The sequence below is a fragment of the Streptomyces sp. NPDC005648 genome (assembly GCF_040605395.1).
Taxonomy (GTDB): Bacteria; Actinomycetota; Actinomycetes; order Streptomycetales; family Streptomycetaceae; genus Streptomyces.
The window spans coordinates 116,673-142,541 of the sequence record NZ_JBEXCS010000006.1; the positions used below are offsets into that span (position 1 = coordinate 116,673).

At 71.3% G+C, this 25,869-nt stretch carries 28 protein-coding genes; 16 read left to right on the forward strand and 12 right to left on the reverse strand.

Annotation, left to right across the window (positions count from 1 at the left end; genetic code table 11):
- The first annotated feature begins 230 nt into the window (after nt 1-230).
- Both ABZT17_RS05390 and ABZT17_RS05395 read left to right on the forward strand, forming a co-directional pair.
- On the forward strand, nt 231-1,046 hold the full coding sequence (locus tag ABZT17_RS05390; RefSeq protein WP_356343966.1) for an SAM-dependent methyltransferase: 816 nt from the start codon (nt 231-233) through the stop codon (nt 1,044-1,046).
- 152 nt (nt 1,047-1,198) lie between these two features.
- Nucleotides 1,199-1,639 carry a hypothetical protein gene (locus ABZT17_RS05395; protein WP_356343968.1) on the forward strand — a complete coding sequence of 147 codons (441 nt, stop codon included), beginning with the start codon at nt 1,199-1,201 and terminating at the stop codon, nt 1,637-1,639.
- 4 nt (nt 1,640-1,643) lie between these two features.
- Here ABZT17_RS05395 and ABZT17_RS05400 read toward each other — a convergent pair whose 3' ends face one another.
- Genes ABZT17_RS05400 through ABZT17_RS05425 form a run of 6 tightly spaced genes read right to left on the reverse strand, consistent with a single transcriptional unit; the run spans nt 1,644 to nt 8,324 of the window.
- Nucleotides 1,644-2,681: an oligopeptide/dipeptide ABC transporter ATP-binding protein gene (locus ABZT17_RS05400; RefSeq protein ID WP_356343970.1), complete on the reverse strand. Its 1,038-nt coding sequence runs from the start codon at nt 2,679-2,681 to the stop codon at nt 1,644-1,646.
- Nucleotides 2,678-3,706 carry an ABC transporter ATP-binding protein gene (locus ABZT17_RS05405; RefSeq protein ID WP_356343973.1) on the reverse strand — a complete coding sequence of 343 codons (1,029 nt, stop codon included), beginning with the start codon at nt 3,704-3,706 and terminating at the stop codon, nt 2,678-2,680. Before ABZT17_RS05405 ends, ABZT17_RS05400 begins: the two co-directional genes overlap by 4 nt.
- The gene (locus ABZT17_RS05410; protein WP_356343975.1) at nt 3,699-4,667 is read right to left on the reverse strand and encodes an ABC transporter permease; all 969 of its coding nucleotides are present in this window, start codon (nt 4,665-4,667) and stop codon (nt 3,699-3,701) included. The genes ABZT17_RS05405 and ABZT17_RS05410 overlap by 8 nt, the downstream gene beginning before the upstream one ends.
- Before the next feature lie 7 nt (nt 4,668-4,674).
- Entirely contained in the window at nt 4,675-5,700 is a 1,026-nt protein-coding gene (locus ABZT17_RS05415; protein WP_356343977.1) for an ABC transporter permease, read from the reverse strand.
- A complete protein-coding gene (locus ABZT17_RS05420) occupies nt 5,697-7,409 on the reverse strand; it encodes an ABC transporter substrate-binding protein (RefSeq protein WP_356343979.1) in 1,713 nt (570 codons plus the stop codon). Before ABZT17_RS05420 ends, ABZT17_RS05415 begins: the two co-directional genes overlap by 4 nt.
- 18 nt (nt 7,410-7,427) lie before the next feature.
- Nucleotides 7,428-8,324 (reverse strand): proline iminopeptidase-family hydrolase, encoded by an 897-nt coding sequence (locus ABZT17_RS05425; RefSeq protein ID WP_356343982.1) that lies wholly within the window; start codon nt 8,322-8,324, stop codon nt 7,428-7,430.
- A 241-nt stretch (nt 8,325-8,565) separates the two neighbouring features.
- Here ABZT17_RS05425 and ABZT17_RS05430 point away from each other — a divergent pair, with 241 nt between their 5' ends.
- On the forward strand, nt 8,566-9,333 hold the full coding sequence (locus ABZT17_RS05430) for an FCD domain-containing protein (RefSeq protein WP_356343984.1): 768 nt from the start codon (nt 8,566-8,568) through the stop codon (nt 9,331-9,333).
- Between the two features lie 3 nt (nt 9,334-9,336).
- Here ABZT17_RS05430 and ABZT17_RS05435 read toward each other — a convergent pair whose 3' ends face one another.
- Nucleotides 9,337-10,029: a 2-phosphosulfolactate phosphatase gene (locus tag ABZT17_RS05435; protein ID WP_356343986.1), complete on the reverse strand. Its 693-nt coding sequence runs from the start codon at nt 10,027-10,029 to the stop codon at nt 9,337-9,339.
- Between the two features lie 102 nt (nt 10,030-10,131).
- Between ABZT17_RS05435 and ABZT17_RS05440 the strand changes: the two genes are divergently transcribed.
- Nucleotides 10,132-10,974 carry an SMP-30/gluconolactonase/LRE family protein gene (locus ABZT17_RS05440; protein ID WP_356343988.1) on the forward strand — a complete coding sequence of 281 codons (843 nt, stop codon included), beginning with the start codon at nt 10,132-10,134 and terminating at the stop codon, nt 10,972-10,974.
- 12 nt (nt 10,975-10,986) lie between these two features.
- Here ABZT17_RS05440 and ABZT17_RS05445 read toward each other — a convergent pair whose 3' ends face one another.
- A complete protein-coding gene (locus ABZT17_RS05445) occupies nt 10,987-11,109 on the reverse strand; it encodes a hypothetical protein (RefSeq protein ID WP_356343991.1) in 123 nt (40 codons plus the stop codon).
- Complete coding sequence (locus tag ABZT17_RS05450) at nt 11,090-12,160, reverse strand: acyl-CoA dehydrogenase family protein (protein WP_356343993.1); 1,071 nt, start codon at nt 12,158-12,160, stop codon at nt 11,090-11,092. Before ABZT17_RS05450 ends, ABZT17_RS05445 begins: the two co-directional genes overlap by 20 nt.
- Nucleotides 12,161-12,385: 225 nt before the next feature.
- Between ABZT17_RS05450 and ABZT17_RS05455 the strand changes: the two genes are divergently transcribed.
- The gene (locus tag ABZT17_RS05455; RefSeq protein WP_356343997.1) at nt 12,386-12,949 is read left to right on the forward strand and encodes an MBL fold metallo-hydrolase; all 564 of its coding nucleotides are present in this window, start codon (nt 12,386-12,388) and stop codon (nt 12,947-12,949) included.
- Between the two features lie 27 nt (nt 12,950-12,976).
- On the opposite strand, the gene ABZT17_RS05460 is transcribed toward ABZT17_RS05455, so the two are convergent.
- Nucleotides 12,977-13,678 carry a TetR/AcrR family transcriptional regulator gene (locus ABZT17_RS05460; protein WP_356343999.1) on the reverse strand — a complete coding sequence of 234 codons (702 nt, stop codon included), beginning with the start codon at nt 13,676-13,678 and terminating at the stop codon, nt 12,977-12,979.
- 172 nt (nt 13,679-13,850) lie between these two features.
- Between ABZT17_RS05460 and ABZT17_RS05465 the strand changes: the two genes are divergently transcribed.
- The 5 genes from ABZT17_RS05465 (at nt 13,851) to ABZT17_RS05485 (ending at nt 19,202) form a co-directional block, all read left to right on the forward strand.
- On the forward strand, nt 13,851-14,675 hold the full coding sequence (locus ABZT17_RS05465) for an SDR family oxidoreductase (protein WP_356344002.1): 825 nt from the start codon (nt 13,851-13,853) through the stop codon (nt 14,673-14,675).
- Between the two features lie 448 nt (nt 14,676-15,123).
- Complete coding sequence (locus ABZT17_RS05470) at nt 15,124-17,808, forward strand: nitrate- and nitrite sensing domain-containing protein (protein WP_356344004.1); 2,685 nt, start codon at nt 15,124-15,126, stop codon at nt 17,806-17,808.
- Nucleotides 17,805-18,242, forward strand: a complete 438-nt coding sequence (locus tag ABZT17_RS05475; protein WP_356344007.1) for a roadblock/LC7 domain-containing protein — start codon at nt 17,805-17,807, stop codon at nt 18,240-18,242. Before ABZT17_RS05470 ends, ABZT17_RS05475 begins: the two co-directional genes overlap by 4 nt.
- Nucleotides 18,239-18,613, forward strand: a complete 375-nt coding sequence (locus tag ABZT17_RS05480) for a DUF742 domain-containing protein (RefSeq protein WP_356344009.1) — start codon at nt 18,239-18,241, stop codon at nt 18,611-18,613. The genes ABZT17_RS05475 and ABZT17_RS05480 overlap by 4 nt, the downstream gene beginning before the upstream one ends.
- A complete protein-coding gene (locus ABZT17_RS05485) occupies nt 18,594-19,202 on the forward strand; it encodes an ATP/GTP-binding protein (protein WP_356344011.1) in 609 nt (202 codons plus the stop codon). Before ABZT17_RS05480 ends, ABZT17_RS05485 begins: the two co-directional genes overlap by 20 nt.
- Before the next feature lie 41 nt (nt 19,203-19,243).
- Here the strand turns inward: ABZT17_RS05485 and ABZT17_RS05490 are convergent, their stop codons facing one another.
- The gene (locus tag ABZT17_RS05490; RefSeq protein ID WP_356344014.1) at nt 19,244-19,624 is read right to left on the reverse strand and encodes an LLM class flavin-dependent oxidoreductase; all 381 of its coding nucleotides are present in this window, start codon (nt 19,622-19,624) and stop codon (nt 19,244-19,246) included.
- Nucleotides 19,625-20,060: 436 nt separating this feature from the next.
- On the opposite strand from ABZT17_RS05490, the gene ABZT17_RS05495 reads away from it, so the two are divergent.
- From ABZT17_RS05495 to ABZT17_RS05520, 6 genes are all read left to right on the forward strand, one after another.
- A complete protein-coding gene (locus ABZT17_RS05495; protein WP_356344016.1) occupies nt 20,061-20,732 on the forward strand; it encodes a response regulator transcription factor in 672 nt (223 codons plus the stop codon).
- Between the two features lie 183 nt (nt 20,733-20,915).
- The gene (locus ABZT17_RS05500; protein ID WP_356344019.1) at nt 20,916-21,386 is read left to right on the forward strand and encodes a VOC family protein; all 471 of its coding nucleotides are present in this window, start codon (nt 20,916-20,918) and stop codon (nt 21,384-21,386) included.
- Between the two features lie 142 nt (nt 21,387-21,528).
- Nucleotides 21,529-22,353 carry an SDR family oxidoreductase gene (locus tag ABZT17_RS05505; RefSeq protein ID WP_356344021.1) on the forward strand — a complete coding sequence of 275 codons (825 nt, stop codon included), beginning with the start codon at nt 21,529-21,531 and terminating at the stop codon, nt 22,351-22,353.
- 189 nt (nt 22,354-22,542) lie between these two features.
- Nucleotides 22,543-23,724 (forward strand): hydroxylase, encoded by a 1,182-nt coding sequence (locus ABZT17_RS05510; RefSeq protein WP_356344023.1) that lies wholly within the window; start codon nt 22,543-22,545, stop codon nt 23,722-23,724.
- Entirely contained in the window at nt 23,721-24,245 is a 525-nt protein-coding gene (locus ABZT17_RS05515; protein WP_356344025.1) for a flavin reductase family protein, read from the forward strand. Before ABZT17_RS05510 ends, ABZT17_RS05515 begins: the two co-directional genes overlap by 4 nt.
- A 32-nt stretch (nt 24,246-24,277) precedes the next feature.
- Complete coding sequence (locus ABZT17_RS05520; RefSeq protein WP_356344028.1) at nt 24,278-25,015, forward strand: hypothetical protein; 738 nt, start codon at nt 24,278-24,280, stop codon at nt 25,013-25,015.
- Between the two features lie 55 nt (nt 25,016-25,070).
- Here ABZT17_RS05520 and ABZT17_RS05525 read toward each other — a convergent pair whose 3' ends face one another.
- Complete coding sequence (locus ABZT17_RS05525; RefSeq protein WP_356344031.1) at nt 25,071-25,868, reverse strand: SDR family oxidoreductase; 798 nt, start codon at nt 25,866-25,868, stop codon at nt 25,071-25,073.
- Nucleotide 25,869 lies beyond the last annotated feature (1 nt).

Genomic DNA, 25,869 nt, shown 5'->3' on the forward strand with positions numbered 1-25,869 from the left:
TCAGCTGGAGATCGAGCTGCGAGCCGATGACATCGGCCGCGGGCGAGAAGGCCGACCGGCGCGGAGAGGGCAGGACGGCGGGTGGATCGTCGGCGGGGCTGCGCGGTTCGTTCCGCAGGGTCGTGCCTTTCCGGGTGGGGGGACCGGGCGCGCGGCGGCGACAAAGGATCTCCGCGTGCCGACGGCAACTATATGATGGGACGTCAAGATCCCTGAGAGGAAAGGATGTTGTGGTGCCCGACAGCGCAGGTCCACCGCCAGGGACCGATTCCGACAAGGCCAGTGTCGCGCGGATGTACGACGCGATGCTCGGCGGGGAGCACAATTTCGCCATCGACCGTGAGGCGGTCGCGGCGGTCACCGCCATCGACCCCCAGGTGCGCACGCTGGCCCGCGCCAACCGCGCCTTTCTCGGCAGAGCCGTGCGCTTCCTCGCCCGGCAGGGGGTACGGCAGTTCATCGACCTCGGCTCGGGCATCCCGACCCAGGGCAATGTGCACGAGGTGGCCCAGGCCGCGCTGCCTGGCGCCCGGGTGGTCTACGTGGACAAGGACCCGGTGGCCGTCGCCCACAGCACCTCGCTGCTCGCCGACAACCCGGACGCGACCATCGTCGACGCCGACATCCGCCGGCCCGCCGACGTCCTGTCCTCGCCGCAGCTGCGCAAACTGATCGACTTCGAGCAGCCGGTCGCCGTCCTGATGGTCGCGATCCTGCACTTCGTCACGCCCGAGGAGGACCCCGCGGGCATCGTGGGCGCCTACCGGGACGCCTTGCCCGACGGCAGCTGGCTCGCGCTCTCCCACGCCACCAACGAGGACCGCCCGGAGACGGCCGCCGCCGTCACCCAGCTCTACAACTCCCGGGCCACCTCCCAGGTCTCCACCCGCTCCCACGACGAGATCCACGCCCTCTTCGACGGCTTCGAACTGACCGAACCGGGCCTGGTGTACGTCCCGCTGTGGCGACCGGACCCCGAGGAGCGGGTCCCGGACAGGCCGTCGGAGTACTGGGTGTACGCGGGAGTCGGCCGCAGGAGCGGGTGACCGGGGCACCGGCAGGCGAGGTGAACGACCGCCCCTCTTGATCCGTATCCCTACGGAGAGTGGAGAGAGCCGGGACCGCGGAGACGGAGAGCCACGTGTTACTGCAGCGACCCCATGGACGCGTCGATCGTGTTCCGCCCACCGCTCGTCTGGTGCGTGGCGCGACCCTGGCCGGCACCCTGGCCCTCCTCCCGCTGGCCGCCGCGTGTACGTCGGGGGAGGGCGACGCGGCGGAGAAGTCGCGGACGAGCAGGCCGGTGGTGACGGCCGCTCCCGAGGCCGGAGTGGTGGCACCGGCCAAGGTGGAGGTGATCGCCGGGCTGATCGGGTGCAGGCCCAGGATCCGTGTCGACGCCGAGGAACTGCGCCAGGGAGTCTGTCACACCGAGGACGCCGACCGGGTCATCACCACCTTCCCCGAGGAGAAGTACAAACTGGCCTGGCTGGACGCGGCCAGCGGGTTCGGGGGCAGGCATCTGGTCGGCTCGCGCTGGGTGGTCAGCGCGAAACCGGAGGTGCTGGAGGCCTACCGAGAGAAGCTCGGCGGGGAGATCCAGCAGCTGCGCGGCTTCGGGCCGACCCCGTCGCGGTAGCCGCTCAGTCGGCCAGCGGGTAGTGACAGGCGACCTCGCGGCCCGAGGCGGTCCGGGTCAGCGGCGGACGCTCCAGCGCGCACCGCTCCCGGGCGTACGGACAGCGGGTGCGGAACGGGCAACCCGTGGGCTTGTCCACCGGGTTGGGCACCTCCCCGGTGAGCACGATGCGCTCCCGCACCGGACCGTCCGCCGTGAGCGTCCCGTCGTCGATGTCGGGCACGGCGGACAGCAGCGCCTGGGTGTACGGGTGGGCGGGGGAGCCGTACAACGCCTCGGTCCCGGCGAGTTCGACGATCTCGCCGAGATACATCACGGCGATCCGGTCCGAGACATGACGGACCACGCCGAGGTCGTGCGCGATGAACACATAGGTGAGTCCCAGCTCCTCCTGGAGATCGGCGAAGAGGTTCAGCACCTGTGCCTGGATGGACACATCGAGCGCGGACACGGGCTCGTCGGCGACGACCAGTCGGGGATCGGTGGCCAACGCCCGTGCGATGCCGATGCGTTGACGCTGACCGCCGGAGAACTCGTGCGGATACCGCTCCAGATGCGCCGTCGACAGTCCTACGACGTCGAAGAGCTCGGCGACCCGGCGGCGGACCGCGGCCGCGTCGCCGTAGCGGTGCACCAGCAGCGGCTCCGCCACGATGTCCCCGGCACGGCGGCGGGGGTTGAGGGAGGCCTGCGGGTCCTGGAAGACCAGCTGCATACCGGGGCGGACCGGCCGCAGCCGGCGCGCGGACAGCGCCGAGATGTCCCGGCCGTCGAACTCGACGCGACCGCCGGTGAGTTCGGTGAGCCGGACGAGACAGCGGCCGAGGGTGGACTTGCCGCAGCCGGACTCGCCGACGACACCGAGCGTCTCCCCGGTACGCACCTCCAGTGACACTCCGTCCACGGCGCGCAGGACCCGGTGGCGCCGGGAGAGCCCGTTCGCGCGCAGGGTGTAGTGCTTGGTGACGTCCGTGGCCCGCAGGAGCACCTCGCCGCCCCGCCGTGCCTCCGGGTCCACCGCCGTGATGTCCTGTGCCGTCACGAGGCCACCTCCGAGTCCGCCGTCCGTGTCGTCAGCCGCAGTGCCGCGCGCTGGTCGGCGGGCAGCCAGCAGGCGTCCCGGTGCGCGGGGTCGGCCTGGCCCGCGGCCAGCACGGGCAGCTCCTCGCACCGCTCGTGCCGCAGCCGGCAGCGCGGTGCGAAGGCGCAGCCCTCCGGCAGGCTCCCGGGCGCGACCGGCATGCCCGCGATGGTGGGCAGCCGCCGCAGCCGGGGTCCGCCGACGCGGGGCACCGAGTCGAGCAGGCCCCAGGTGTAGGGGTGCCGTGGGCCGTGGAACACGGAGCGGCGAGGACCCTCCTCGGCCGCCCGGCCGCCGTACATGACCAGCACCCGGTCGGCGATCTGCGAGATGACGCCTATGTCGTGGGTGATGAGCACCACGGCCGAGCCGCGTGCGTTCAACTCGCGCATCAGATCGAGGATCTGGGCCTGCACGGTGACGTCCAGCGCGGTCGTCGGCTCGTCGGCGATCAGCAGGGCCGGGTCGCAGGAGAGCGCCATCGCGATGACCGCGCGCTGGCGCATACCGCCGGAGAACTCGTGCGGGTAGGCGTTCACCCGTGAGGCCGCGTCGGGGATGCCGACGTCGGAGAGCAGCTGGACGGCACGGGCCTTCGCCGCCTTGCGGGAGACCTGCTCGTGGGCGCGGATCTGCTCGGCGATCTGCCAGCCGACGGTGTACACGGGTGTGAGCGCGGTCATCGGGTCCTGGAAGACCATGGCGATCTCCCGGCCCCGTATTGCACGCATCTCCTTGTCGGGCAGGGACAGCAGGTCACGGCCCCGGAAGAGGACCTGACCCGACACGGTCACGTTCGGGTTGGTCAGCAGGCGCAGCACGGCGAGCATCGACACGCTCTTGCCCGAGCCCGACTCGCCGACCACGCCCAGGATCTCGCCGGGCGCGACGGACAGGGACAGACCGTCGACCACGGTGACGGAGCCTCGGCGGGTGCGGAACGACACCCTCAAGTCGCGTACGTCCAGCAGGGGTTGGTCAGACATGGCGGGCCCTCGGGTCGAGTCGGGCGTAGAGGATGTCGACCAGCGCGTTGGCGAGGACCACGAAGAAGGCCGCGTACAGGACGGTCCCCATGATCACCGGCAGGTCGAGGTTCTGCAGGGCGTCGAAGGTGAGCTTGCCGATGCCGGGCAGGCCGAAGACCACCTCGGTCAGCAGCGCGGCCCCGCCCACGAGCGCGCCGAAGTCCAGGCCGAACAGCGACACGATCGGGATCAGGGAGCAGCGCAGGGCGTGCCGGATCAGGATCCTGCGTTCGGACAGGCCCTTGGCGCGGGCCGTGCGCACGTAGTCCTCGCCGAGGGCGGTGACGACCTCGCCGCGCAGGAGGCGTGCGTAGATCCCGGCGTACAGGAGGGCCAGGGTCAGCCAGGGGAAGAGCATGTGCAGGGCCCACTGGCCGGGATCCTGGCCGAGGCCGACGTAGCCCGGTGGCGGCACCCAGGAGAACACCGAGCCGTGGAGCTGTTTCTGGGTGATGAGGTTGACGACCTCGCCGAGCCAGTAGGCCGGCAGGGAGACGCCGACCACGCCGACGAGCATGATCAGCGGGTCGGCGGCCCTGCCGCGCAGGGTGGCCGCGGCCGTGCCCATGACGATGCCCGCCACCATCCAGATGACCGCGGCGCCGATGACCAGGGACAGGGTGACCGGGGTCGCCTGCACGATCTGCGGGATGACCCGGGAACCGCGGTTGACGAACGACTCCAGGTCCCGGTCGACCAGCAGATGACGCATCATCAGCAGATAGCGGACGGGCATCGGCCGGTCGAGGCCGAAGGAGTGCCGGACCTGGGCGAGCGTGGCCGGGTCCGCGTTGCGGCCCGCGATGCGGGCGGCGGGGTCGACCCCGGGGGTGGCGAAGAAGATCAGGAACACCAGGACGCTGATCGCGAACATCACCAGCAGGGCCGAGCCGAAGCGCTTGAGGGCGAAGGAGAGCACCGGGGCGTCACACCCCTCCGCGCAGTCGGGCGCTCGGGTCGAGCGCGTCGCGCACCCCGTCGCCCAGGACGTTGAGCGCCGCCGTGGTCAGGGCGATCAGCAGCCCCGGGGCGACGGTCACCGCCGGGCGGGTGTAGAGCAGCCCCAGACCGTCCTCGATGATCGTGCCCCAGCTGGCGTCGGGCGGCTGGACGCCGACCGACAGGAAGGAGAGGGCCGACTCGGTGAGCATGGCCAGCGCGGTCATCAGGGGGACGAAGACGATGGCCGTCGGCAGTACGTTCGGCAGCACCTCACGGCGCAGGATGCGCACGGTGGGCGCCCCCGAGCCGACGGCCGCGTGGATGAACTCCTTGTTGCGCAGCACCAGCACCTGACCGCGCAACGGCCGCGCGATGTACGGGACATAGATCGCCGCGATGATCGTGACCGGCAGCCAGAGGCTTCCGGCGTCCACGGTGAGCGGGCCCAGCCTGAGCCCGTTCGTGAGCAGGACCACCGACAGACAGATGGCCAGCAGATAGACCGGGAACGCCCAGATGACGTCCAGGATCCGGGAGATGACCGAGTCCACCAGCCCGCCCGCGTAACCGGCGACGACCCCGACCGCCGTACCGAGGGCACAGGTCAGCAGGGCCGCGGTGAACCCGATGAACAGGCTGGTCCGGCCGCCGTAGAGCAGACGGGCCATGACGTCTCGGCCCTGGTTGTCGGAGCCGAGGAAGTAGTGGGCCGGGTCCCAGGTCGGGCCGATCGGTGTGACGCCCAGGCCGAGGCCGGTGCTGCTCGGGGTGAGCACCGGGACGGTCTTCCCGTCGACGACGGTGGTGCCCGAGACATGGGACTGGAAGGGGTCGGTGTGGGCGACGTGGTGCGCGTACAGCGGCGCGCACAGGGTCGCCACGACGACGATCAGCAGGACGGCTCCCGCGGCCAGCGCCGACCTGTTGCGCAGCAGGTCGGCGCCGGCCGTCCGCCAGGGGCCCGGCGAGCGCCGGGCCTCGGCGGCGGGCGGGGAGAGGGTGGCGGTCACTTCACCCACAACTGCCCGACCAGCATGTAGAACTGCTTGCTGAACCGGTAGTCGCCCACCCGCTTCGACGTGAAGTCGATGAGCTTGGGGTTGATCAGCGGAACGACCGGTGACTCGCCCATGATCTGCTGGTCGATGGCGCCCCACTGGGTGTTCGCGCTCTTCAGGTCGGTCTGTGCCGTCTTCAGCGCGGTCTGCATCTTCGCGTCCACGCCCTTGTCGCAGAACCCGGAGATGTTGATGCTGGAGTCGCTGCCGGGGTGGTAACTGGCGCAGGACAGGAGCACGTTGAGGAAGTCCGAGGCCGCCGGGTAGTCCTGGTACCAGGACGTCAGCGCCAGCTGCACCTTGTTCTTGGTGTTCTGGATGTAGGTGAACTGGATGTTCCCCGACAGCGGCTTGAGCGTCGCCTTGTAGCCGAGCTGGGTCAGCAGGCTCTGCAGGTACTGTCCGATCGACTTGTTGACGTCGTCGTCCTGGACGACGATGCCGACCTCCTGCCCCGCCGTGCCCGACTGCTTCACCAGCGCCTTCGCCTTGGCCAGGTCGGCGGCCTTCCAGGTGGTGCCGCCGCCCTTGGTGTAGGCGCAGGAGTCGACGTGCCCGGGGAAGCCCGGCGGCAGGATCGTGCAGGCGGGGGAGGCGAGGTTGGTGCCGCCGTACAGCCGCACCACGGCGGACCGGTCCACGGCCCAGTTGATGGCCTGGCGGGCCAGCTTGTTGTTGAAGGGGGCCAGGTTGACGTTCAGCGTGGCGTACCAGAACGCGGTCAGCGGGTTCACATGGGCCTGGGAGGCGTACTTGGTGCCGATCTCGTTGAGCCGGTCGGCGGGCGGCGGGTCGTACATCCAGTCGGCCTGGCCGTTCTCGACGGCGGTGACCTCGGACTCGACGGTCTGCCCGAAGGTGTAGTCGATGACGTCCGGGTAGCCCTGCGGCTCCGCCTCGCGCGACCACTCCTTGAAGTGCGGGTTGCGGACCAGCTTCAGCTCGCGGTTGGGGTCGTAGGAGGCGGCCATGTAGGGGCCGGTGGTGGGCAGCGGCTTGGTGCCGGCGTCCTTGGTGGGTGAGTCCGCGGGGAGGATGCTGGCGTGCGGGACGGCGAGCTTGTACTCGAACTCCGAGTCCGGGGCGGTGAGGTTGATGGTGACGGTGTTCGCCTTCGCGTCACCGGTCACGCCCTTGGCCAGGGTGCAGGTGGCCGGCTTCTTCAGACAGGCGTCGGCGCCGACGATGCCGTTGTAGAAGGTGCCGGCGGTCGGGCTGGAGACCTTGAAGATGCGCTCGAAGGACGCCACCACGTCGGCGGTGGTGAGCGCCTTGCCGTTGGAGAAGGTGATGCCCTTGCGGAGTGTGAAGGTGTAGCTCTTCCCGCCGTTGGTCACCTTCGGCAGCGCGGCCGCCAGGTCCGGGACGACGGTGAACGACTCCTGGCCGCCGACCTTCTTGAAGGAGAGCAGCCCGTCGTACATCGTCTGGTACAGCTGCCAGTACTGGAGCGTGTAGTTGACCTGCGGGTCGAAGCTGCCCGCGGCCGCGTGGGCGACCAGCTTGAGGGTGCCGCCCCTGTGCTGCGCCTGGAAGGCGGAGGAGCCGGACGCGGAGGTGCTCGGATTCGAGGAGGAACCCGAGCCGGAGGACGAACACGCGGCGGTCGTGAGGGCGAGGGCGACGGTGGCCGCTGCCAGCCGTCCGGCATTGCGGTACATGACAGGGAACTCCCGGGATCAGTCGGTGGAGTCGAGGAATTCGCCCACGACCCGGAGGTAGAGCTCCTCCTCCTCGACGTGCGGCATGTGGCTCGAGTGCTCGAACATGTGCCAGCGCACGTCGGGGATGCGGTCGGCGAAGGGCTTGAGGGTGTCGGGAGTCGCCTCGTCGTACCGGCCGGACACCAGCAGGGTCGGCGCCTCGACCAGGTGCAGTCGGTCGATGACGGACCAGTCCTTGAGCGTGCCGACGACATGGAACTCGTTCGGCCCGTTCATGGTGTGGTAGACGGTCGGATCGGCCGCGATGTTGTCCCAGGTGGCCTGGACCTCGGGCGGGTTGGGGGTCACCCGGCACACATGGCGGTCGTTGAAGACCTGCTCGGCGGCGCGGTAGTCGGGGTGGTCGGTGGTCCCGGCGGCCTCATGGGCGAGCAGGGTCCGCTGGACCTCGGGCGGCAGCTCGGCGCGCAGTTCGGCCGCCGCCCTCAGCCAGAGCTCCATGGACGCGGGGGAGTTGGCGATCACCAGCCCGCGCAGCCCGGCCGGACGGCGTACCGCGTGCTCGGCGGCGAGCATGCCGCCCCAGGACTGGCCGAGCAGATGGTAGCCGTCGGCGATGCCCAACTCCTTGAGCAGGGCATCGAGTTCGTCGAGGAAGAGCTGGACGGTCCAGAAGTCGGCGCCCCGGTCGGGCAGATGGGTGGACAGTCCGGTGCCCAGCTGGTCGTAGTGCACCACCTGCCTGCCCTGCCGGGCGATGCCCGCGATGCTCAGCGTGTAGTGGTGACCGGCGCCGGGGCCGCCGTGCAGCACCACCAGGGGTGTTCTGCCCGGCTCGCCCGTGATCCGGTACCAGGTGGAATGTCCGTTGAAGTCGACGGTTCCGGTGTGGTTCGGTTCGGGGATCGCCACGAAGGATGCCTCCCAGACCGGCCGTGGAGATCCGGCCGCTGTCCGAAACGAGTTGGGTGTGACGGGATGGATGAGATGGTGATTGGGTAAATGGTCAGCGCACAAGACCTTTTAGCGGCGCGAGGAGAAGACGTAACGGCGAGTTAACGCGGCCCGCACGCGTTAACAGAACCGGCGATCGAGGAGGTATCAGCTGACATCCGTACCTGAGGCGAGCGAACCCGGAGGCGAGTTCTCCCGGGTGCTCGACCGTGTCCTCCTCGGTGGGGCGCCCTCACCCGAACTGCGCCCGGTGCGCGTCGTGTCCGCCGTCGACGAGGTCGCCGACCGGCTGCTCACCGCGATCGCCGTCGGCGACTTCCTGCCGGGCGAACGGCTGCCGGTCGAGCGTGAGCTCATCCGGCTGCTGCGGGTCAGCCGGCCCACCGTGCGCGAGGCGGTCGCCCGGCTCCAGGCCGTCGGCGTCGTGGAGATCCGGCGCGGCCGCAACGGCGGGGCCTACGTCCGCGACAGCTGGACCGAGTCCACCGCCGCAGCGGTCCGGCACACCCTGGTGCCCCGCTGGGAGGAGTTCGAGCAGCTCTTCGACCTGCGCGGACTGGTCGAGGGCATGGTGGCCGCGACGGCGGCCCGGCGCCGGCGCCCCAAGGACCTCGACCCCATGCGGGACGCCCTGACGGCCTATCTGGCCGCCCGTACCCCGCGCGACGAGCAGACCGCGGACAGCGCCTTCCACCAGGCCGTCCGCGCGGCCACCGGAAACCCGCAGATCGTCATGCTCAGCCGTGACCTGCTGGCCCGTATCAGCCTCGGCTTCCCGGTCGAGCCCTGGGGCAAGGGCGAGCGCACCCACTTCCACCGGGCGAGCCACGACCACAAGGCGCTCTACGAGGCCATCGCGGACGGGGAGCCCGAGCGGGCGGAGGAGATCGCCCGCGAGCACTTCACCATCAGTGCCGACATGATCCGCGAGGTGCTGGCCCGGGTACGGGCCGTGGAGCCGTCCTGACGCTCACGCCCCGGGGACCGGGCGCCGGCGCAGGGTCATGTGGCCGTCCTCGGGAGTGACCGCCATGGCGAAGGGGAAACGGTCCGCCTCCAGGCACAGTGGGACGTCCTCCGGGTGGACGCCCTCATGGCCACGGCGGACGCCCTCCGCGATGTCGGCGGCGGCCTTCGACCGGGCCGCGCGCCTGAGGTACGGCGCCGCACTCGTCGTACGACCGGCCGCCAGCTCGGCGATGTACTCGGCGCAGGCGAGGTCCTCCTCGGCGCGCCCGTCCCTGCCGGTGACCACGAACGTCACCTGATCCACCCGCTCCGCGCGCAGCACGGCGGCGGTCGCGGCGGCGACGGTGAAGGCGGCGCACAGCAGCAGCGGCGCGGTCCCGGCGGCATGCGCGCCGACCGTTCCGTTGGTGGTCTTCTGCGCCAGGACACGCCCGGTGAGGTCGTGCGAGCGCAGCAGCGCGGGGGAGTTGACCAGGTCGAAGCCGGGCGCGGGCGGCCCGTCCTTGAGCGTGATCAACTCGGGGCGCCGTGCCTTGAGTTCACGGGCCTCCTCCAGCGAGGCGGCCAGCAGGATGCGGTCGGCCCCGCCCGCGAACGCCCAGGACGCCGTGGTGAACGCCCGGAGGACGTCGATCACCACGACGGCGGACGGGACACGAGTGAGCCCGGTGATACCGGTGAAGTGAGCCTTCATCCCCACATGATCAACCGATTCGGCCGGCCGGGTCGTCGAATTTCGCGGTCCGCGTTCGTGTAGAAGCTGGGGGACCGCGTCGACAGAAGGGCTGTGATGACGATGACGGGTGTATCCACGCTGCTCAGCGGCCTGGGCCTGGTGGAGTCGCCCCGCTGGCACGGCGGACGGTTGTACTTCTCGGACTGGTCCGCCGGCGAGGTCGTCGCCGTGGACCCGGCCGGACGCCACGAGGTCGTCGCACGGGTGGCGGCCCTGCCGCTGTGCACCGCCTGGCTGCCCGACGGCCGACAGTTGATCGTCTCCTCGGCCGACGGTCTGCTGCTGCGCCGAGAGCCCGAGGGCTCCCTGACCACCCACGCCGATCTCGGCATCCCGGGCTGGAACGACATCGTCGTGGACGGCCGCGGCAACGCGTACGTCAACCGGGCCGGCTTCGACCCGACCGCGGGGGAGGACGTCAGGCCCGGCACCGTGCACCTGGTCACCCCGGACGGCTCGGTGCGCGAGGTGGCCGACGACATCGCCTTCCCCAACGGCATGGCGGTGCCCGAGGACAACTCCACCCTGATCGTGGCCGACTCCTACGGCCACCGGCTCCTCGCCTTCACCGTCGAGGCGGACGGCACGCTGTCGGGCCGGCGGATCTGGGCCGACCTGGGCGAGGGCACCCCGGACGGCATCTGCATCGACGCGGAGAACGCCGTCTGGTACGCCGACGTCCCCCACCGCCGCTGCGTACGCGTCGCGGAAGGCGGCGCGGTCCTGCGGACGGTGACGGTGGACCGAGGGGCGTTCGCCTGTGCGCTCGGCGGAGGCGACGGCAGGACGCTGTTCATCACGGCGGCCCGCTGGCAGGGCATGACGGACGCCGAGATGGTGACACCCGGCAGCGGCCAGGTGCTCACCGTGCCCGTCGAGGTGCCGGGAGCGGGGTGGCCGTAGCGGACGGGCGGCTCAGAGGAACGGCGTGCCGGGGTCCAGCCCCGACAGGACCCGGCCGTACAGCTCCAGATTGGTCGCCGGGTTGACGAAGGAGTGCAGGTTCAGCGCCTGCACATCACGCACCGCGCGCTGCACGGGCAACGTCCTGGTGCAGCGACGACGCCCCCGAGGCGGAGGCGACGAGATCGACCACCTCCTTGCCCAACCGCGCCACATAGCCGCTCTGCGCCCGGATCCTGGCCCGCTCCTGTTCCGAGTACGGCTCGCCCGCCTCGATCCGGGCGACGAAGTCCCTGGTCAGCAGCTCGGCGGAGGAGAGTTTCAGCGCCGCCTCGGCCATCTGGAGATGGGTGACCGTCGCCTCGTTCTGCCGCTGGTGGAAGGTGTACGTGATCCCCCGCCGATGGATGCGCCCGGTGAAGTCGGCCAGCGCGCCGCGCGCCAGACCCAGGGCGTTCGGGGCCGTCCACGCGCAGAACATCAGCAGGACCGGCATCCGGTAGAACGGATCGTCCCCGTTGGCCTTGGAGGGGAACTCGCCGCCGAGCAACGGGCCCACCGGCACCACCCGGTGCGCCGGTACGAAGACGTCCCGCGCGACCACGCTGTTGCTGCCGCTGCCCGCCAGCCCGGTGGCATACCAGTCGTCGAGGATCTCCAGCTCCGCCATCGGCACGGCCGTCCACAGCACCTCGGGCGGCCCGTCCCCGGACTCGACCCGGGCGGTCAGCAGATGCCAGTCGGCGTGCCTGCAGCCGGTGGCGAACCCCGAGGTGCCGTTGACCACATAGCCGTCGCCGGTGGCGACCGCGGTGGCATCGGGGATGAGGGTGCCGCCGACCCGGATGTCCGGGCTGGTGAAGATCTCGTCCTGTGCCTCGTCGGGGAAGAGCGCCGCGATGAACGCGCAGCCCGCCTGGATCATCGTGGCGAACGCGGTCGAGCCGCACGCGGCCGCGATCTCGGCGATGGCGTCGACCTGGGTGTGCGGCGGCGTCTGGTAACCGCCGTACCGCCGGGGCACGTTCATCCGGTAGAGCCCGGCCTCCGTCACCGCGGCGACCACCTCGTCCGGCACCCGCCGCTCCTGCTCCGTGCGCAGTGCCCGCTCGCGGAGGAACGGTCCCAGGGCGCGCAGGCGCTCGACCAGGTGGGTGTCGGACGAGGGTGCTGACGGCGGAGCCATGGCGGACCTCCGGGCGGGCACGAAACGGGACCTCACCGTCGCGCGGATCGGTCGGAGTGTCAACGCCCGCCTGGAACAAGCCAGTTGAGGTCTTACGGCTACCAGGTCACGCGCAGCTCGTAGACCCCGTACACCACACCGTCGCCCCAGCCGCATCGGCACGACCCGGCCGCCCCACCGGCATTGCACCCCCACATGCGGGACCCGCGCCTCTACGATCACGCCATGACTGCCACATTCGAGGTCCTGACCACCGGGTACGCACACGATCGAGTCGCCGGTACGGTGACCCTGCTGCGCGACGGCGACACCGTCGCCGTGGTGGACCCCGGCATGGTGGCCGACCGGCGGCTCATCCTCGACCCGCTCGCGGCGGCGGGCGTGGAGCCGGGGCAGGTCACCGACGTGGTGTTCAGCCACCACCACCCCGACCACACGCTCAACGCGGCGCTCTTCCCGGAGGCCCGTTTCCACGACCACATGGCCGTCTACCACGACGACGTCTGGGAGGACCGCGACGCCGACGGCTTCCAGCTCGCCCCCTCCATCCGGCTGATCAAGACGCCGGGACACACCGCCGAGGACATCAGCACCCTCGTGACCACCGGCCAGGGCCTGGTCGTGCTCACCCATCTGTGGTGGGGCGCCGAGGGGCCGGCCGACGACCCCTTCGCCCCCGACCGCGAGCAGCTGCGCGCGGCCAGGCAGCGGGTGCTCGCGCTGGAACCGGCACTGATCGTGCCGGGGCACGGGGCGCCGTTCGCACCCACCCACACCACACCCCTGTGAGCCCGGCGGCGCCTCTGGGGCCTGCGGTCAGTCCGAGGCGGGCTCCCACTCCGCCTCGGGATCGAGCGGCAGACCGGGCCGGTCGCGCTTGAACGCCTCGACCTGCTCCTCCACCTTCGGCAGCGCGTGATCGGGCGCGCCGAAGCCGCGGAACAAGGTCGCGCAGTACTCCCGTGCCAGATAGGTGGCGTCCCACTGCCCCTCCGGCCTGACCCATTGATACGTGTGGTTGTGCAGGTTGAGGAACTGCAGCGTGGCCAGGCGCGGCGGCAGCGCCCGGAACGTGCCCTGATCCACGGCCTCCGCCAGCAACCCCGAGATCAGCTCCTCGAAGTCGGAACGCTGGCCCAGCAGCGTCTTGAGCTCCGGTCCGCTGAGGCTGCGGTAGTCGTGCTCGTAGACCCAGATGTGGTCGAGTCTGCGGAAGATGATCGTCAGCAGGGACTCCGACAGCAGCCGCAGCCGCAGCAGCGGGTCGACGTCGAGCCCGGTGATCTGCCGGGTGCGGGTCAGCAGCGGACCCATCACCCGGGACTGGATCTCGACGAGCAGGTTCTCCTTGGAGCCGATGTAGTAGTACAGCGCGCCCTTGGCGAGACCGACCGCACGGCCCAGGTCGTTGATGGACGTCGCCGCGTACCCCTGCCGGGCGAACAGCTCCGCCGCGACGTCGATGATCTTCTGGCGTCTGACCTCGAAGCCCGGTCCATGGCCCGGCGGTCGTGGCATGAGTCCTCTCCCCGCTCCCTGTGACAAGTACCGATCGGAACCGATGCCCGGGGCCACGTCGGACGTGCTCGCGCACATCCGGGGGAAGTGGACGCCGGGACGTCACTCGGTTCGCTCGACCAAACGGTACGTTAAAAGTCGGCAGCTCAGGCGGGACAGTGAGGAGTGGCGCATGACCACGGTAGGTATTGCCACCGGTGCCGGTCGCGGGACGGGGGAGGCGTGCGCGCGGCGCCTGGCCGACAGGGTCGACGTGCTGCTGCTCGCCGACCGCAACGAGGCGGCCGCGGCCGCCGTCGCCAAGGAACTCTCCGGCTCCGGCCGAAAGGCCGTCACCGAGCCGGTCGGGATGGACGTCACCGACCCGGCGGATCTCGCCGCGCTGGCCCGGCGGGCCGCCGGCCTCGGCACGCTGCGGGCGGTCGCGCACGCGGAGACCGTCGAGCCGGAGGACGCCGACTGGCGCGGGATCATCGAGGTCGACCTCGTCGGAGCCGCCCGGCTCGCGGAGGCACTGCGCCCCCTGGCCACGGCCGGCACGGCCTTCGTCTACTGCGCCTCGGTGTCGCCGCTGCTCGCCCATGTCGAACCCGCCCCCGTCGTCGCGGGCGTCCTGGACGACCCGGCCCAAGAGGGCTTCCTCGACCATCTGCGCGAGGCGATCGGGCCGGCCCTGGAGGACCCCGCGTGGGCGTACCCGTGGGCCACGTACGGCGTCCAGCGCTTCACCCGGGCCGAGGCGGTGCGGCTCGGCCCCGTGGGTGCCCGCGTCTGCTCCGTCTCGCCCGGTGCGATCGACACCCCGCAGACCCGTCTGGAGGCGGCACGGCACGAGGCCGTCCAGCAGCTCATCCGGCGCACCCCGCTGGGCCGCACCGGCCGCTACGAGGAGGTGGCCGCCGTGGCCGCGTTCCTGCTGTCGGACGAGGCGAGTTTCGTCAACGGCGTCGACATCGTCGTGGACGGCGGACTGTGCGCGGCGGTGGGGGACGAGTGACCACCGGGCAGGCGTGATCTGGGTCACATGGGGGCCCGGGGCCGGCCGTCTCGCCGGGACGCCCGCGGGTGACCTCACGGTGCCCGCCGAAGTGCGCTCCGCAACCGCTTCACCCTGTGTAATCAGCTGAAACATCCTTTCGGGCCGGGCGAGGGTGTGCGGCGTGGCGTCGGTTTTCCGGCGCACGTAATGGACTGGTCGTCCTAATCGCAGCGCGGGTGTTTTCACGCATTCCCTTGACCCGGGTCGGAAGGCTCGGTTTCATACCTATCCGGCTTGCGGCCCCCCACCGGCGTTCCCGCTGCGCTCCGCCAACTCCCCTGCCAGTCCCGGCGTGTTCCCGCATGCCCGGACCGCTCCGCCGTGCCGCGCGCCCCCCGGAAAGGAAATCCCCGGTGCTTCCGTTCCCCCTCGCACCCCAACTCCACCGTCGTGCCGTCATATGCGGGTGGGCGAGGTGAGCCGGCACCGGATCAGGTCCGCGCGGACCGAACCGAACACCGGCCGTGGCCGCAGCATCCGGGCCTCCCTCATCGCCCTCGCGGTGGTCCCCGCGGCGGCGATGGCCCTGCTGTGGGCCAGCGGCTCGGCCGTACAGCTCGACCAGTGGCACAAGGCGGAGCAGACCGGGAGTTCGGCGCGCACCACCTACGCCCTGGTGCCGGCCATCGGCGCGTTCCAGGAGGAACGGCAGCTCACGATCCGCCGGCTCTCCTCGCACGGCGACGGCGACACCGGCGCCCTGCGGACGCAACGGAGCCGTACCGACGCGGTGCTCGCCGGGTTCCGCGAGGCGGACTCCGCTTCCGCGGGCGACGGCTCGCGGCGGTACCGGGCCCAACTGGCCGTCGTACGGAAGCGGTTGGCGGATGTGGTCGCCGAACGCTCCGCCGTCGACCGGGGGAAGAGCACCCGGCAGCACGCCTACGACGTCTACTCCGGGGCCGTGGCGTCCGTGCTGAACCTCTTCGGCATGCTCGACACCGACAACGGCGACGGGGCCACCGCGGCCGACGCCGGCCACGCCCTGGCGTTCATGCGCGCGACGGAGGCGCTCTCCCAGGAGGAGACGATCCTCGAAGCGGCCCTCGCCACCCGGAAGTTGAGTGTCCGGGAGCGGACCGACCTCACGGCCGCCGGCGCGGTCCGCGCCTCCGTGCTGACCAATGAAGTGGCGCCGTACCTGCCCACGTCCTCGCGAACGGCGCTGGAGAAGGTCATGGACGGTCCGGACTGGGCCGCGATGACCGCCCTCGGCACGGCCGTCACCGAGGCGGGCGCGGCGAAGGACGGCACCGTCGAGGTCCCGCGCGTCACAGCCGGGCGGGCCTCCGCCGCGGGACGGGTCTCGGCCGAGGTGCAGGCCGTACAGGGCCGGTATCTCTCCACGGTCACCGGCGACGCCCACGACCGGACCCGCCGCCTCCTGTACTCGGTGCTCCTCGGCAGCGCCCTCGTACTGGCGGCGGTGCTCGCGGTCGCCGTCCTGTCCTGGCGCATCACCCGGTCCCTGCTCGGCCGCATGGCCGGCCTGCGCGCCGAGACCCTCGAAGTCGCCCAGGACCGGCTGCCCGAACTGATCGGCCGGCTGCGCACCGAGGGCAGCCGGGCCGACGTCGACCAGCTGCCCGAACTCGACTACGGCACCGACGAGTTGGGCAAGGTCGCGGAGGCCTTCAACACCGCCCAGCGGACCGCGGTGGCCGTCGCGCTGGAACAGGCCTCGCTGCGCGAGGGGGCACGGCTGGTCTTCCACAACATGTCGCGCCGCATCCAGATCCTGGTGCACCGTCAGCTCACCGTGATCGACGGCATGGAACGCAGGGAGCAGGACCCGCAGCTGCTGGCCGACCTCTACCGCGTCGACCATCTCGCGACCCGTATGCGGCGCAACGCCGAGAGCCTGACCGTCCTGTCCGGAGCGGCACCGCGGCGGCGCTGGAAGCAGGCGGTGCCGCTCGCGGACCTGCTGCGCAGCGCGGTGTCCGAGATCGAGGGCTACGCCCGTGTGGTGGTCGAGCCGATGCCGCCGGTCGCGGTGGCGGCCCCGGCCGTCGGCGACACGATCCACCTCATGGCCGAACTGATCGAGAACGGCGTCACCTTCTCCCCTCCGCACACCGAGGTGCGGGTCCGGGCGCTCCCCGTGGCCCAGGGGTACGCCGTCGAGGTGGAGGACCGGGGACTGGGCCTGGCGGCGGAGGAGTACGAGGCGGCCAACGTCCTGCTGCACGAACCGAGGGACTTCAGCTTCACCGCGCTCGGCGAGGACCCGCGTCTCGGCCTCTTCACCGTCGGCCACCTGGCACAGCGGCACGGGATCACGGCCGGCCTGCGGCCCTCGTCGTACGGCGGGACCCTGGCCGTCGTCGTCATCCCGCACGCGCTCACCGAGCCGGCCACCGAGACCGTGCCTCCACTGGACCCGCGCGCGGAGCGCCATCTGGCCTCGGTCGCCGGCCCCGCCGACATGGGAACGGGGACGGGCGGCCTGCCCAGACGCACCCGCTCGACGGGCCGCCCCCGGCCGGCGCCCCCGGACGACGCCCCGCTGCCGCCGGACCGGACCTTCTCCGGGGAAGCCTCTCCGCATCCGGGACCCGGACACATGACCCCCGAACGGACGGCCTCCGGACGGACGGCCACCGGAACCGGACCTTCGCAGCAGCCCTCCGTCCCGGGGCCGCCGAACCCGCGCGCCTACGCCGACGCACATCCCCTCGCGGCCCCCGGTCCCCGGCCTGCGCAGCCACCCTCCGTGCCCGCGCCGCCGGACCGGGCCGGCGCCGGGGCCGTACCACCGCGCGTCGGCCCGAGCGTCGTAGCCCCGCAAGAGGCCCCGTTCGCCGACCCCCGTACGGGTCACGCGAGCCGGCTGCCGCGGCGGGTGCGGCTGGCCAGTCTCGCTCCGCAGCTGAGGGAGCGGCCCGCGGAGCCGGACGACGAGGGCGACCGGGCGTGGCAGGCCCCGGAGCGCAGGCCCGAGCAGGCCCGCTCGATGCTCGCCGCGCTGCGGGACGGCACCCGCCGGGCCCGGGCCCAGGAGGACGTCCCCGAACCCGTCTGGCCCTCGGCTCCGCCTGAGCGGCGTCCGCTGCCCACCCGTACCCGCCCCACAAGGAGCACCTCATGACAGCGACCAACACCACCCGCGGCGGACTGGCCTGGCTCCTGGACAGCCTCGTCGAGCGGATTCCCGAGACGCTCCACGCCATCGTCCTGTCGGAGGACGGACTCCTCGTCGGCGCCTCCGAGGCCCTCGACCGGGCCGACGCGGAGCAGCTCGCCGCGATCGCCTCGGGTGTCCACTCCCTGGCCCAGGGCACCAGCCGGCACTTCGGCGGGGGGCGGGTGCAGCAGTCCGTCATCGAGATGGACGACCTCTTCCTGTTCGTCACCACGGCGGGGGGCGGCGCCCGCCTGGCGGTGCTCGCCACCTCCGCGGTGGACGTCGGCAACGTCGGCTACGAGATGACCATGCTCGTCCGCCAGGTGGGCCAGTACCTCAGCGCGGCCCCCCGGTTCCCCGAGTACGACGGCGGGCGCTTCGCGGGTGAGCATGAATGAGGCACTGGTCGGAGGAAGACCCCTGGGCGGACGACGATCCGGGCCCGCTCGTCCGCCCCTACACCGTGACCCGCGGCCGCACCTCGTCCGTCCGCCCCGGCATCGAACTCATCTCGCTGATCAGCACCGTCCGGCCGCCGACCCGGGACCAGCGGCTGCAGCCGGAGCAGAACCGCCTGCTCGCCCTGTGCCGCACCCCGACGGCGCTGGTGGAGGTCGCCGCCCGGCTGGATCTCCCGGTGAGCGTGATCCGCGTTCTGCTGGACGACCTGCTGGACCATCGGCTCGTCTCCGTCTCCCCGCCCTCCGCGACCGGTACCCCCGACGCCCGCTTCATCCAGGCAGTGATCGATGGCATTCGTAGAATCTGACCCCGGCCGCACCGCGCCCGCGCCCGACGCGGCGACGGCCAAGATCCTCGTCGCCGGCGGCTTCGGCGTCGGCAAGACCACCCTGGTCGGCGCGATCAGCGAGACGGAGCCCCTGCGCACCGAGGAGCTCATCACCGAGGCCAGCGTCGGCGTCGACGACCTGGCGGGCGTGGAGCGCAAGACCACAACGACGGTCGCCATGGACTTCGGCCGGATCACCCTCAGCCGGGCGCTCGTCGTCTATCTCTTCGGAGCCCCCGGCCAGGACCGCTTCTGGTTCATGTGGGACGACCTGTCGCGCGGTGCGCTCGGCGCGGTCGTGCTGGCGGACACCCGGCGGCTCGAGAGCTGCTTCCCGTCCGTCGACTTCTTCGAACACCGGGGCATCCCCTTCGCCGTGGGCGTCAACTGCTTCGACGGCCGCTGCGAGGAGGACGAGGAGGAGATCCGTGCCGCGCTCGACCTCTCTCCCGACGTGCCGCTCGTGCTGTGCGACGCCCGCGACCGGGAGTCGGTGAAAAGGGTGCTGCTCGCCCTGCTCGAACACGTCATGCGAGGGCTGGCGGTGGAGGCCTCGGCGACCTGGTGAACACGAGGGGCCGCCGAGGGTGCGCGTCGCGCCGCCGAGGGTCAGGAGACCATCGCCTTCAGGCGCTCGATGTCACGCAGCCGCTGTGCGGCGGCGGACGCCGGCGGACGGACCTGGAGGGTGGTGACGCCGGCGGCACGGAAGGCCGCGAGCCGTTCGGCGACATGGCCGGCCGGACCGATGCGGAAGGTGGCCCGCAACAGATCGGCCGGTACGGCGGCGGCCGCCGCGTCCTTGCGGCCGGACAGGTACAGGTCCTGGACGGTCGCGGCCTCGGACCCGTAGCCGTGGCGGCGGGCGAGGTCGTGGTGGAAGTTGCGGCCGCGGGCTCCCATCCCGCCGAAGTACAGGGCGAGTTGGGGCCGGGCGAGGTCGACCAGGCCCGCCACGTCCTCGCCGACGGCCAGGGGCGGCGAGACCACCACGTCGAGCGGGCCGAGGGCGGGATCCCCCCCGCGCCGAGCCCTCGGCCAGCGCCGGGCCCCACACCTCGGTGGCCCGCTCCGGGTGGAAGAACATCGGCATCCAGCCCTCGGCGATCTCCGCGGCCGGCGCCACGTTCCTCGGACCGGTGGCGGCCGGCACGACGGGGATGCCTGCGCGCACCGGGTGGTTGATGAGCTTGAGCGGCAGGCCGAGGCCGGTGCCCTGTTCGGGCGGGAGCGGAATCCGGTCCCCCGTGGAACCCCTCGATCACCTGCGGCCCGGAGGCCCCGAGGCCCAGCGTGAACCGTCCGTCGGAGACGAAGCAGACCCTCCAGCCACCGAGACGCTGCCAATAGAGGACACTCTATAGAGGGTTTGGTGCCAGGTAGAAGATTTACTTGAGTCAAGCAATCTTATGGTAAGGTGTCTGATATGCGTGACGTCCTCATCGTGGCCGGCGACGCCGGTGAGACCGATCTGCTCACCACGACGCTCCAGCTCGCCGGCTACCAGGTCGCCGAGACGGCGGAGACCGGCGCGGAGGGCATCGCCCGGCTCGCCCGGCGCAGCTTCGACCTGGTGGTCTGGGACGCCACGCTCCCGGATCTGAAGGACGTGGCCAGAGGACCCCGGCCCGTGCCCGCCGACCTGCCCCCGGTGCTCTTCCTGATCACCTGCGACTATCTCCACACCCTCCTGCCCGGATTCGGCAAGCGGAACGAGGACTACGTCACCAGGCCCGTCCGCACCACCGAGGTGCTGGCCCGCGCCGAGGTCCTGCTGCGGAGCCGGCCGGCGGGCGGCGGGCCGACCGCCTACGGTGACCTCGTCCTTGACGACGCCACCCGGCAGGCCCGCCGCGGACCTCGGCAGCTCGGACTCACGCCCGCCGAATACCGCCTACTGAATCATCTGCTGGCCAACGCTGACCGCGTCGTGTCGAAGGAACAGATCAGCCGGCAGGTCTGGGGGGACTTCCGGGCGGGCGAGGCCATCGAGAAGCTCGTCTCCCGACTGCGGCAGAAGGTGGATCAGGCTCATGAGCCCGCGCTGATCCACACCAGCAGGGGCTTCGGTTACTGGCTCGGACGGCCCCGGGGCTGACCGACCCCGGGGGCCGCCCCGGGGCGCAGGGACGCCCGCGTCCGGCATGTGACGCCAGTCACGTCCGGAAATTGTCAGGAAGCCGTCCGTCAAGCGTCAGCCCTCCTCGCTTCGCTGTGCGCCACGCACTGACCCATGGCTCCGGCCGCCCCATCGGCCGGAGCCCAGCAGCGAGGAGACACCATGGCCGGCACTCTGCGGCCCACGGACCAGTTCCACGTGGGCATCATCGCCGAGGACTTCGAGGCGACCAAGAAGCAGCTCTCGAAGTTGTTCGGGTTCGAGTGGTGCGCGGACATGGGCGGGCCCACCGAGGTCACCCTGCCCGAGGGTGACACCGTCGTCGACTTCCGGTGCGCGTACTCGCGCTCGTCGGGCACGGCTCCTCGGCTGGAGATCGTGCAGCGCGTGCCCGGCACGGTGTGGGAGCCGACTCCCGGCTCCGGCATCCACCACTTCGGCTACTGGTCCGACGACGTCGCGGCCGACGTCGCCGAGCTCGAACAGCACGGCTATGTCACAGAGGTGACCCGCAAGGGCCCCGACGGCGGGCTGTTCTTCGCGTATCTGCGCAGCGGCGGGGAGACCGCCTTCCGGGTGGAGCTCGTCAGCAGGGCCGCCCAGCCGTCGATGGAGCAAGCCTGGGCCCGGTAGGCCGGCCCACCGCACTCACCGCGACCCGACACACCCCCCCGACACGCATCACCGAGCTCACCGAGCTCACCGAGCTCACCGATCTCGAGCTCACCGACCTCGAGACACAACGACACCACCGACCTCACCGAGGAGCAGAGCCATGACGACCGTAGGCATAGTGACCGGAGCCGGACGCGGAATGGGAGAGGCGTGCGCATGGCGCCTTGCCGACCTGGTGGACGTGCTGCTGCTCGTCGACCTGGACGCCGAGAGGACGGCGGCGGTCGCCAAGGACCTGAACGAGGCGGGGCTGCGGGCCACCGCCGAGCCCTTCGCCCTCGACGTCACCGACCGCGCGGGCCTGGAGCGGCTCGCCGCTCGTGTCGCCGAGGCCGGAACGCTGCGTGCCGTCGCCCACGCGGCCGGCATCTCGCCCACCATGGCCGACTGGCGCCGTATCTTCGAGGTCGACCTCATCGGCACCGCCCTGCTGGCCGAAACCCTGCGCCCGCTGGCCACCGAGGGCACCGCCCACGTCTACTTCTCCTCCATGTCCCCGCTGCTCGCCGGCGTCGACCCCGCCCCCGCCGTCGGCGCGATCCTGGACGACCCGCTGCACGAGGACTTCCTGGACCGGATCCGTGAGGCCGTCGGCCCGGATCTCGAACAGTCCACCCTGGCCTACCCCTGGGCCAAGTACGGCGTCGCCCGGTTCGCACGCAAGGAAGCGGTGCGGCTCGGGCCGGTCGGAGCCCGTGTCCTCTCCCTCGCGCCCGGCATCATCGACACCCCGCAGGGCCGTCAGGAGGCGGCCAGGTCGACATCGATGCAGCGGCTGATCGAGGCGACCCCGCTGGGGCGGACCGGCCGCTCGGAGGAGGTCGCGGCCGTCGTCGCGTTCATGCTCTCCGACGAGGCGAGCTTCCTGAACGGCATCGACGTCCTCGTGGACGGCGGGGTGGTCGCGGCCGTACGGGACAGGTGACGACCGCCGCGACCGGCACACGAAAGGGCGGGTGAGCCAGGTGGCCACCCGCCCTTCGGCGTGCCCGCCACCCAGTCCCGGTCAGCGGAAAGCGGCCAGCGGCCGCCGCCCCCGCGCGCCGACACTGAGGCCGTTCGGCCGCCGGCGACGCGCGGCGTGCGAGGGATCAGTGACCGGGAGGTGTGCGCCGTGACGCATGAAGTGGTCGGGCGTGTGGAGGAGTTGGGTGCCGAACTGGCCGGACTCGCCGACGAGAACGAGTCACTCGGCAAGCTGAGCGACCGCACCGTCGAACTGCTCCGCACCGCAGGGGTCGTACGACTGCTGCAGCCCAAGGAGTTCGGTGGGTTCGCCGCGCACCCGCGGGACTTCGCGGAAGCGGTGATGGCGGTCGCCCGGCACGACGGGGCCGCCGGCTGGGTGTGCGGTGTCGTCGGCGTCCACCCCTGGGAGCTGGCCCAGCTGGATCCACGGCTCGCCCACGAGGTCTGGGACGAGGACCCGGACACCTGGATCGCCTCGCCCTACATGCCCAACGGCATCGCCGAACCCGTCGACGGCGGCTATCTGCTCAGCGGACGCTGGCCCTTCTCCTCCGGCAGCGACCACTGCCGCTGGGACTTCCTCGGCGCCCTCCTCGGCGACGGCAAGGGCAAACCGGCCGGGCCCATCACCGTGCTGCACGTCGTCCTGCCCCGCTCCGACTACGAGATCATCGACGGGACCTGGGACGTCGTGGGCCTAGCGGGCACCGGGAGCAAGGACGTCGTGGTCGACAGGGCGTTCATCCCCGAGTACCGCACCATCCGGCAGGAGGCCGTCCAGGAGGGTGCCGCCGCGGAGGCGGTCGGCCTGACCGACACCCTCTACAAGCTGCCGTTCGCCTCGATGTTCCCGCTCGGCATCACCGCGGCCGTCATCGGCATCTGCGAGGGCGCCCTCGCCGTCCATCTCGCCCAGCAGCGCGACCGCGTCGCCGTGACCGGCGTCCAGGTGCGCGACGACCCCTACGTCCTCTACGCCGCCGGTGAGGCCGCGGCCGAGATCGCCGCCTCACGGGTCCAACTCATCGACGGCATCAGCCGGTTGTACGACAAGGTGGAGGCGGGCAAGCCGATCGGCATCGAGGACCGCGCCGACGTACGGCGCAATCAGGTCCGTTGTGCCTGGCGGGCCGTCTCCGCGCTCGACGAGATCTTCGCCAGGTCCGGCGGCAACGCGATCCGCCGTGACAACCCGATCCAGCGGTACTGGCGGGACGCCCACGTAGGGCTGCAGCACATGATCCATGTCCCGGGCACCGCGTACCACGCCAACGCCCTGGCGCAGATGGGACTTGAGCTGCCCGAGTCGATGCGCGTCCTGATATGAGCCGGCGGTTCCGCGACGTCCTCGGCAACTTCCCCACGAGCGTGGTCGCGATCACCACCACGGACGGTGAGGACCGGCCGCACGGCATGATCGTCGGCACCTTCACCTCGGTGTCGCTGGACCCGCCCCTGGTGTCCTTCCTGGCCGACCGCTCCTCGGCGACCCTGCGCGAGATCAGGGCGGCCGGGCGCTTCTGCGCGGGCGCCCTCGCCGGCAACCAGGAGCGGCTGTCGCGCAAACTCGCGAGCGGTCCGGCCGGGCAGCGCTTCGACGGCACGAACTGGCGGACGTCCTCGCTCGGCAATCCGGTGCTGGACGGGGTCGTCGCCTGGGTCGACTGCACGATCGAGCAGGTCGTGGAGATCGGAGACCACCTGTTGGTCGTCGGGCGGGTCCATGACCTGCGCGCCGAGTCGCCGGCGACCCCGCTGCTGTTCTTCCGGGGCGGATACGGCGACTACCTGTCGAGCGCGGGACCGCTGCTCGACAGCCTCGTGGGCTGGCACGAGATCGGCCGGTAGAGACCGGCCGGCTCGGCAGAAAGGGAGCCGCAGTGAGAAAAGACCTCTACATAAGACTCGAGCGCATCTCCGCGTGGTGCGGAGTCGTCCTGATGGTGGCCTTCGTCGTCGCCTTCAGCGCGGGGCACCTCCTCACCCCGGTCGACCCGGACATGAGCCCCGCGGACCTCGTCACGTTCCTGCACGACCACCGCACGGGGATCCTGTGGTGCACCGTGATCATGGTGCTGGCCGTGCCCTTCGAGTACCCGTACGTCGTCGTGACGAGCCTTCAGATGAAGCGGGTCGAGGGCGGCTGGGGACTGCTGTCCATGATCCAGCTGACCACGGGGGTCGTCGCCCCGCTGGGCTTCTTCTTCCCCCTCGCCATCCTCTCCGCCGCCGCCTACCGGCCGGAGATCCACTCGCCCGACGTGCTGTCCGCGTTGACCGACACGTTCAACCTCATGCTCGTCGGCAACGCGTGCATCTTCGTCCTCCAGGTCTGGTCGATCGGCTACACGGCCTTCATCGACCACCGCGAGAAGCAGGTCTTCCCCAAGTGGTACGGCTGGCTCAGCATCGTGCTGGGCGTGCTGCTCATCCCGGGTGCCTTCGTCTTCGTCGTCCACAGCGGTCCGTTCGCCTGGAACGGCCTGCTCGCGAACGTGATCCCCTCGCTCACCTACTTCGTCTGGAAGATCGCCACTCCCTATGTACTGCTCAAGGCGATCAAGGCGGAGGAACAGGAGCCGGCCGGTCGGGCGGAGGCCGAACCGGTGGCCGTCTGATCGGACGGCTGTGGCCGTGACCTCCACGAGGTCACGGCCACAGCCCTGTCGCCTCTCAGACCGACAGGGCGAACCCGCCCGTCACCCGCAGGGTCTCCCCGGTGACGAAGGACGCCCTCGACGAGACCAGGTACAGCAGCGCCTCGACGATGTCCTGCTCCCGCCCCTCCTGCCGCAGGATCTGCTCGCCGAGCACCCGCTCCGCCTCGGCGGAGGACAGCTGGGCCCGCACCGCGTCGGTGAAGATGAGACCCGGAGCGATCGCGTTGACCCGTATGCCGTCGGCGGCGAACTCGCGGGCGAAGGACATCGTCAGACCGCGTACGGCGAGCTTGGAGACGCCGTAGATGCTGCGGTTCGCGTAGGCCGCCGACGAGGAGATGTTGACGATGCAGGCGCCGGGGCGTCCCCGCATGGCCGGGTGGGCGGCGAGCGAACAGATGACGGTACCCATGACGTTGACGTCGAGGACCCGCCGTACGGCGGCCAGGCCCAGTTCGGTGAACGGCCTGTTGTAGGCCGCGTGCAGACCGGCGTTGTTGACCAGGATGTCCAGTCCGCCATGGCCTTCGACGACCTCGTCCACGACCGCGCCGACCTGCGACTCGTCGGCCACGTCACAGGCGACCCCGGTCGCTCCCAGGCCCTTCGCGCCGAGTTCCGCCGCCGCCTCGGCCGCCGCGTCCCCGTCGATGTCCGCGAGCACCACATGGGCACCGAGGGCGGCCAGTGCCTCACCGAACGCCTTGCCGAATCCCCGCCCGCCCCCGGTGATGAGCGCGATCCTGCTGTGGTGCTCCGGGCTTCTCTCCGGGCCGTTCTCCCTCTTGTTCTCCGTCTTGTTCTCCGTCATC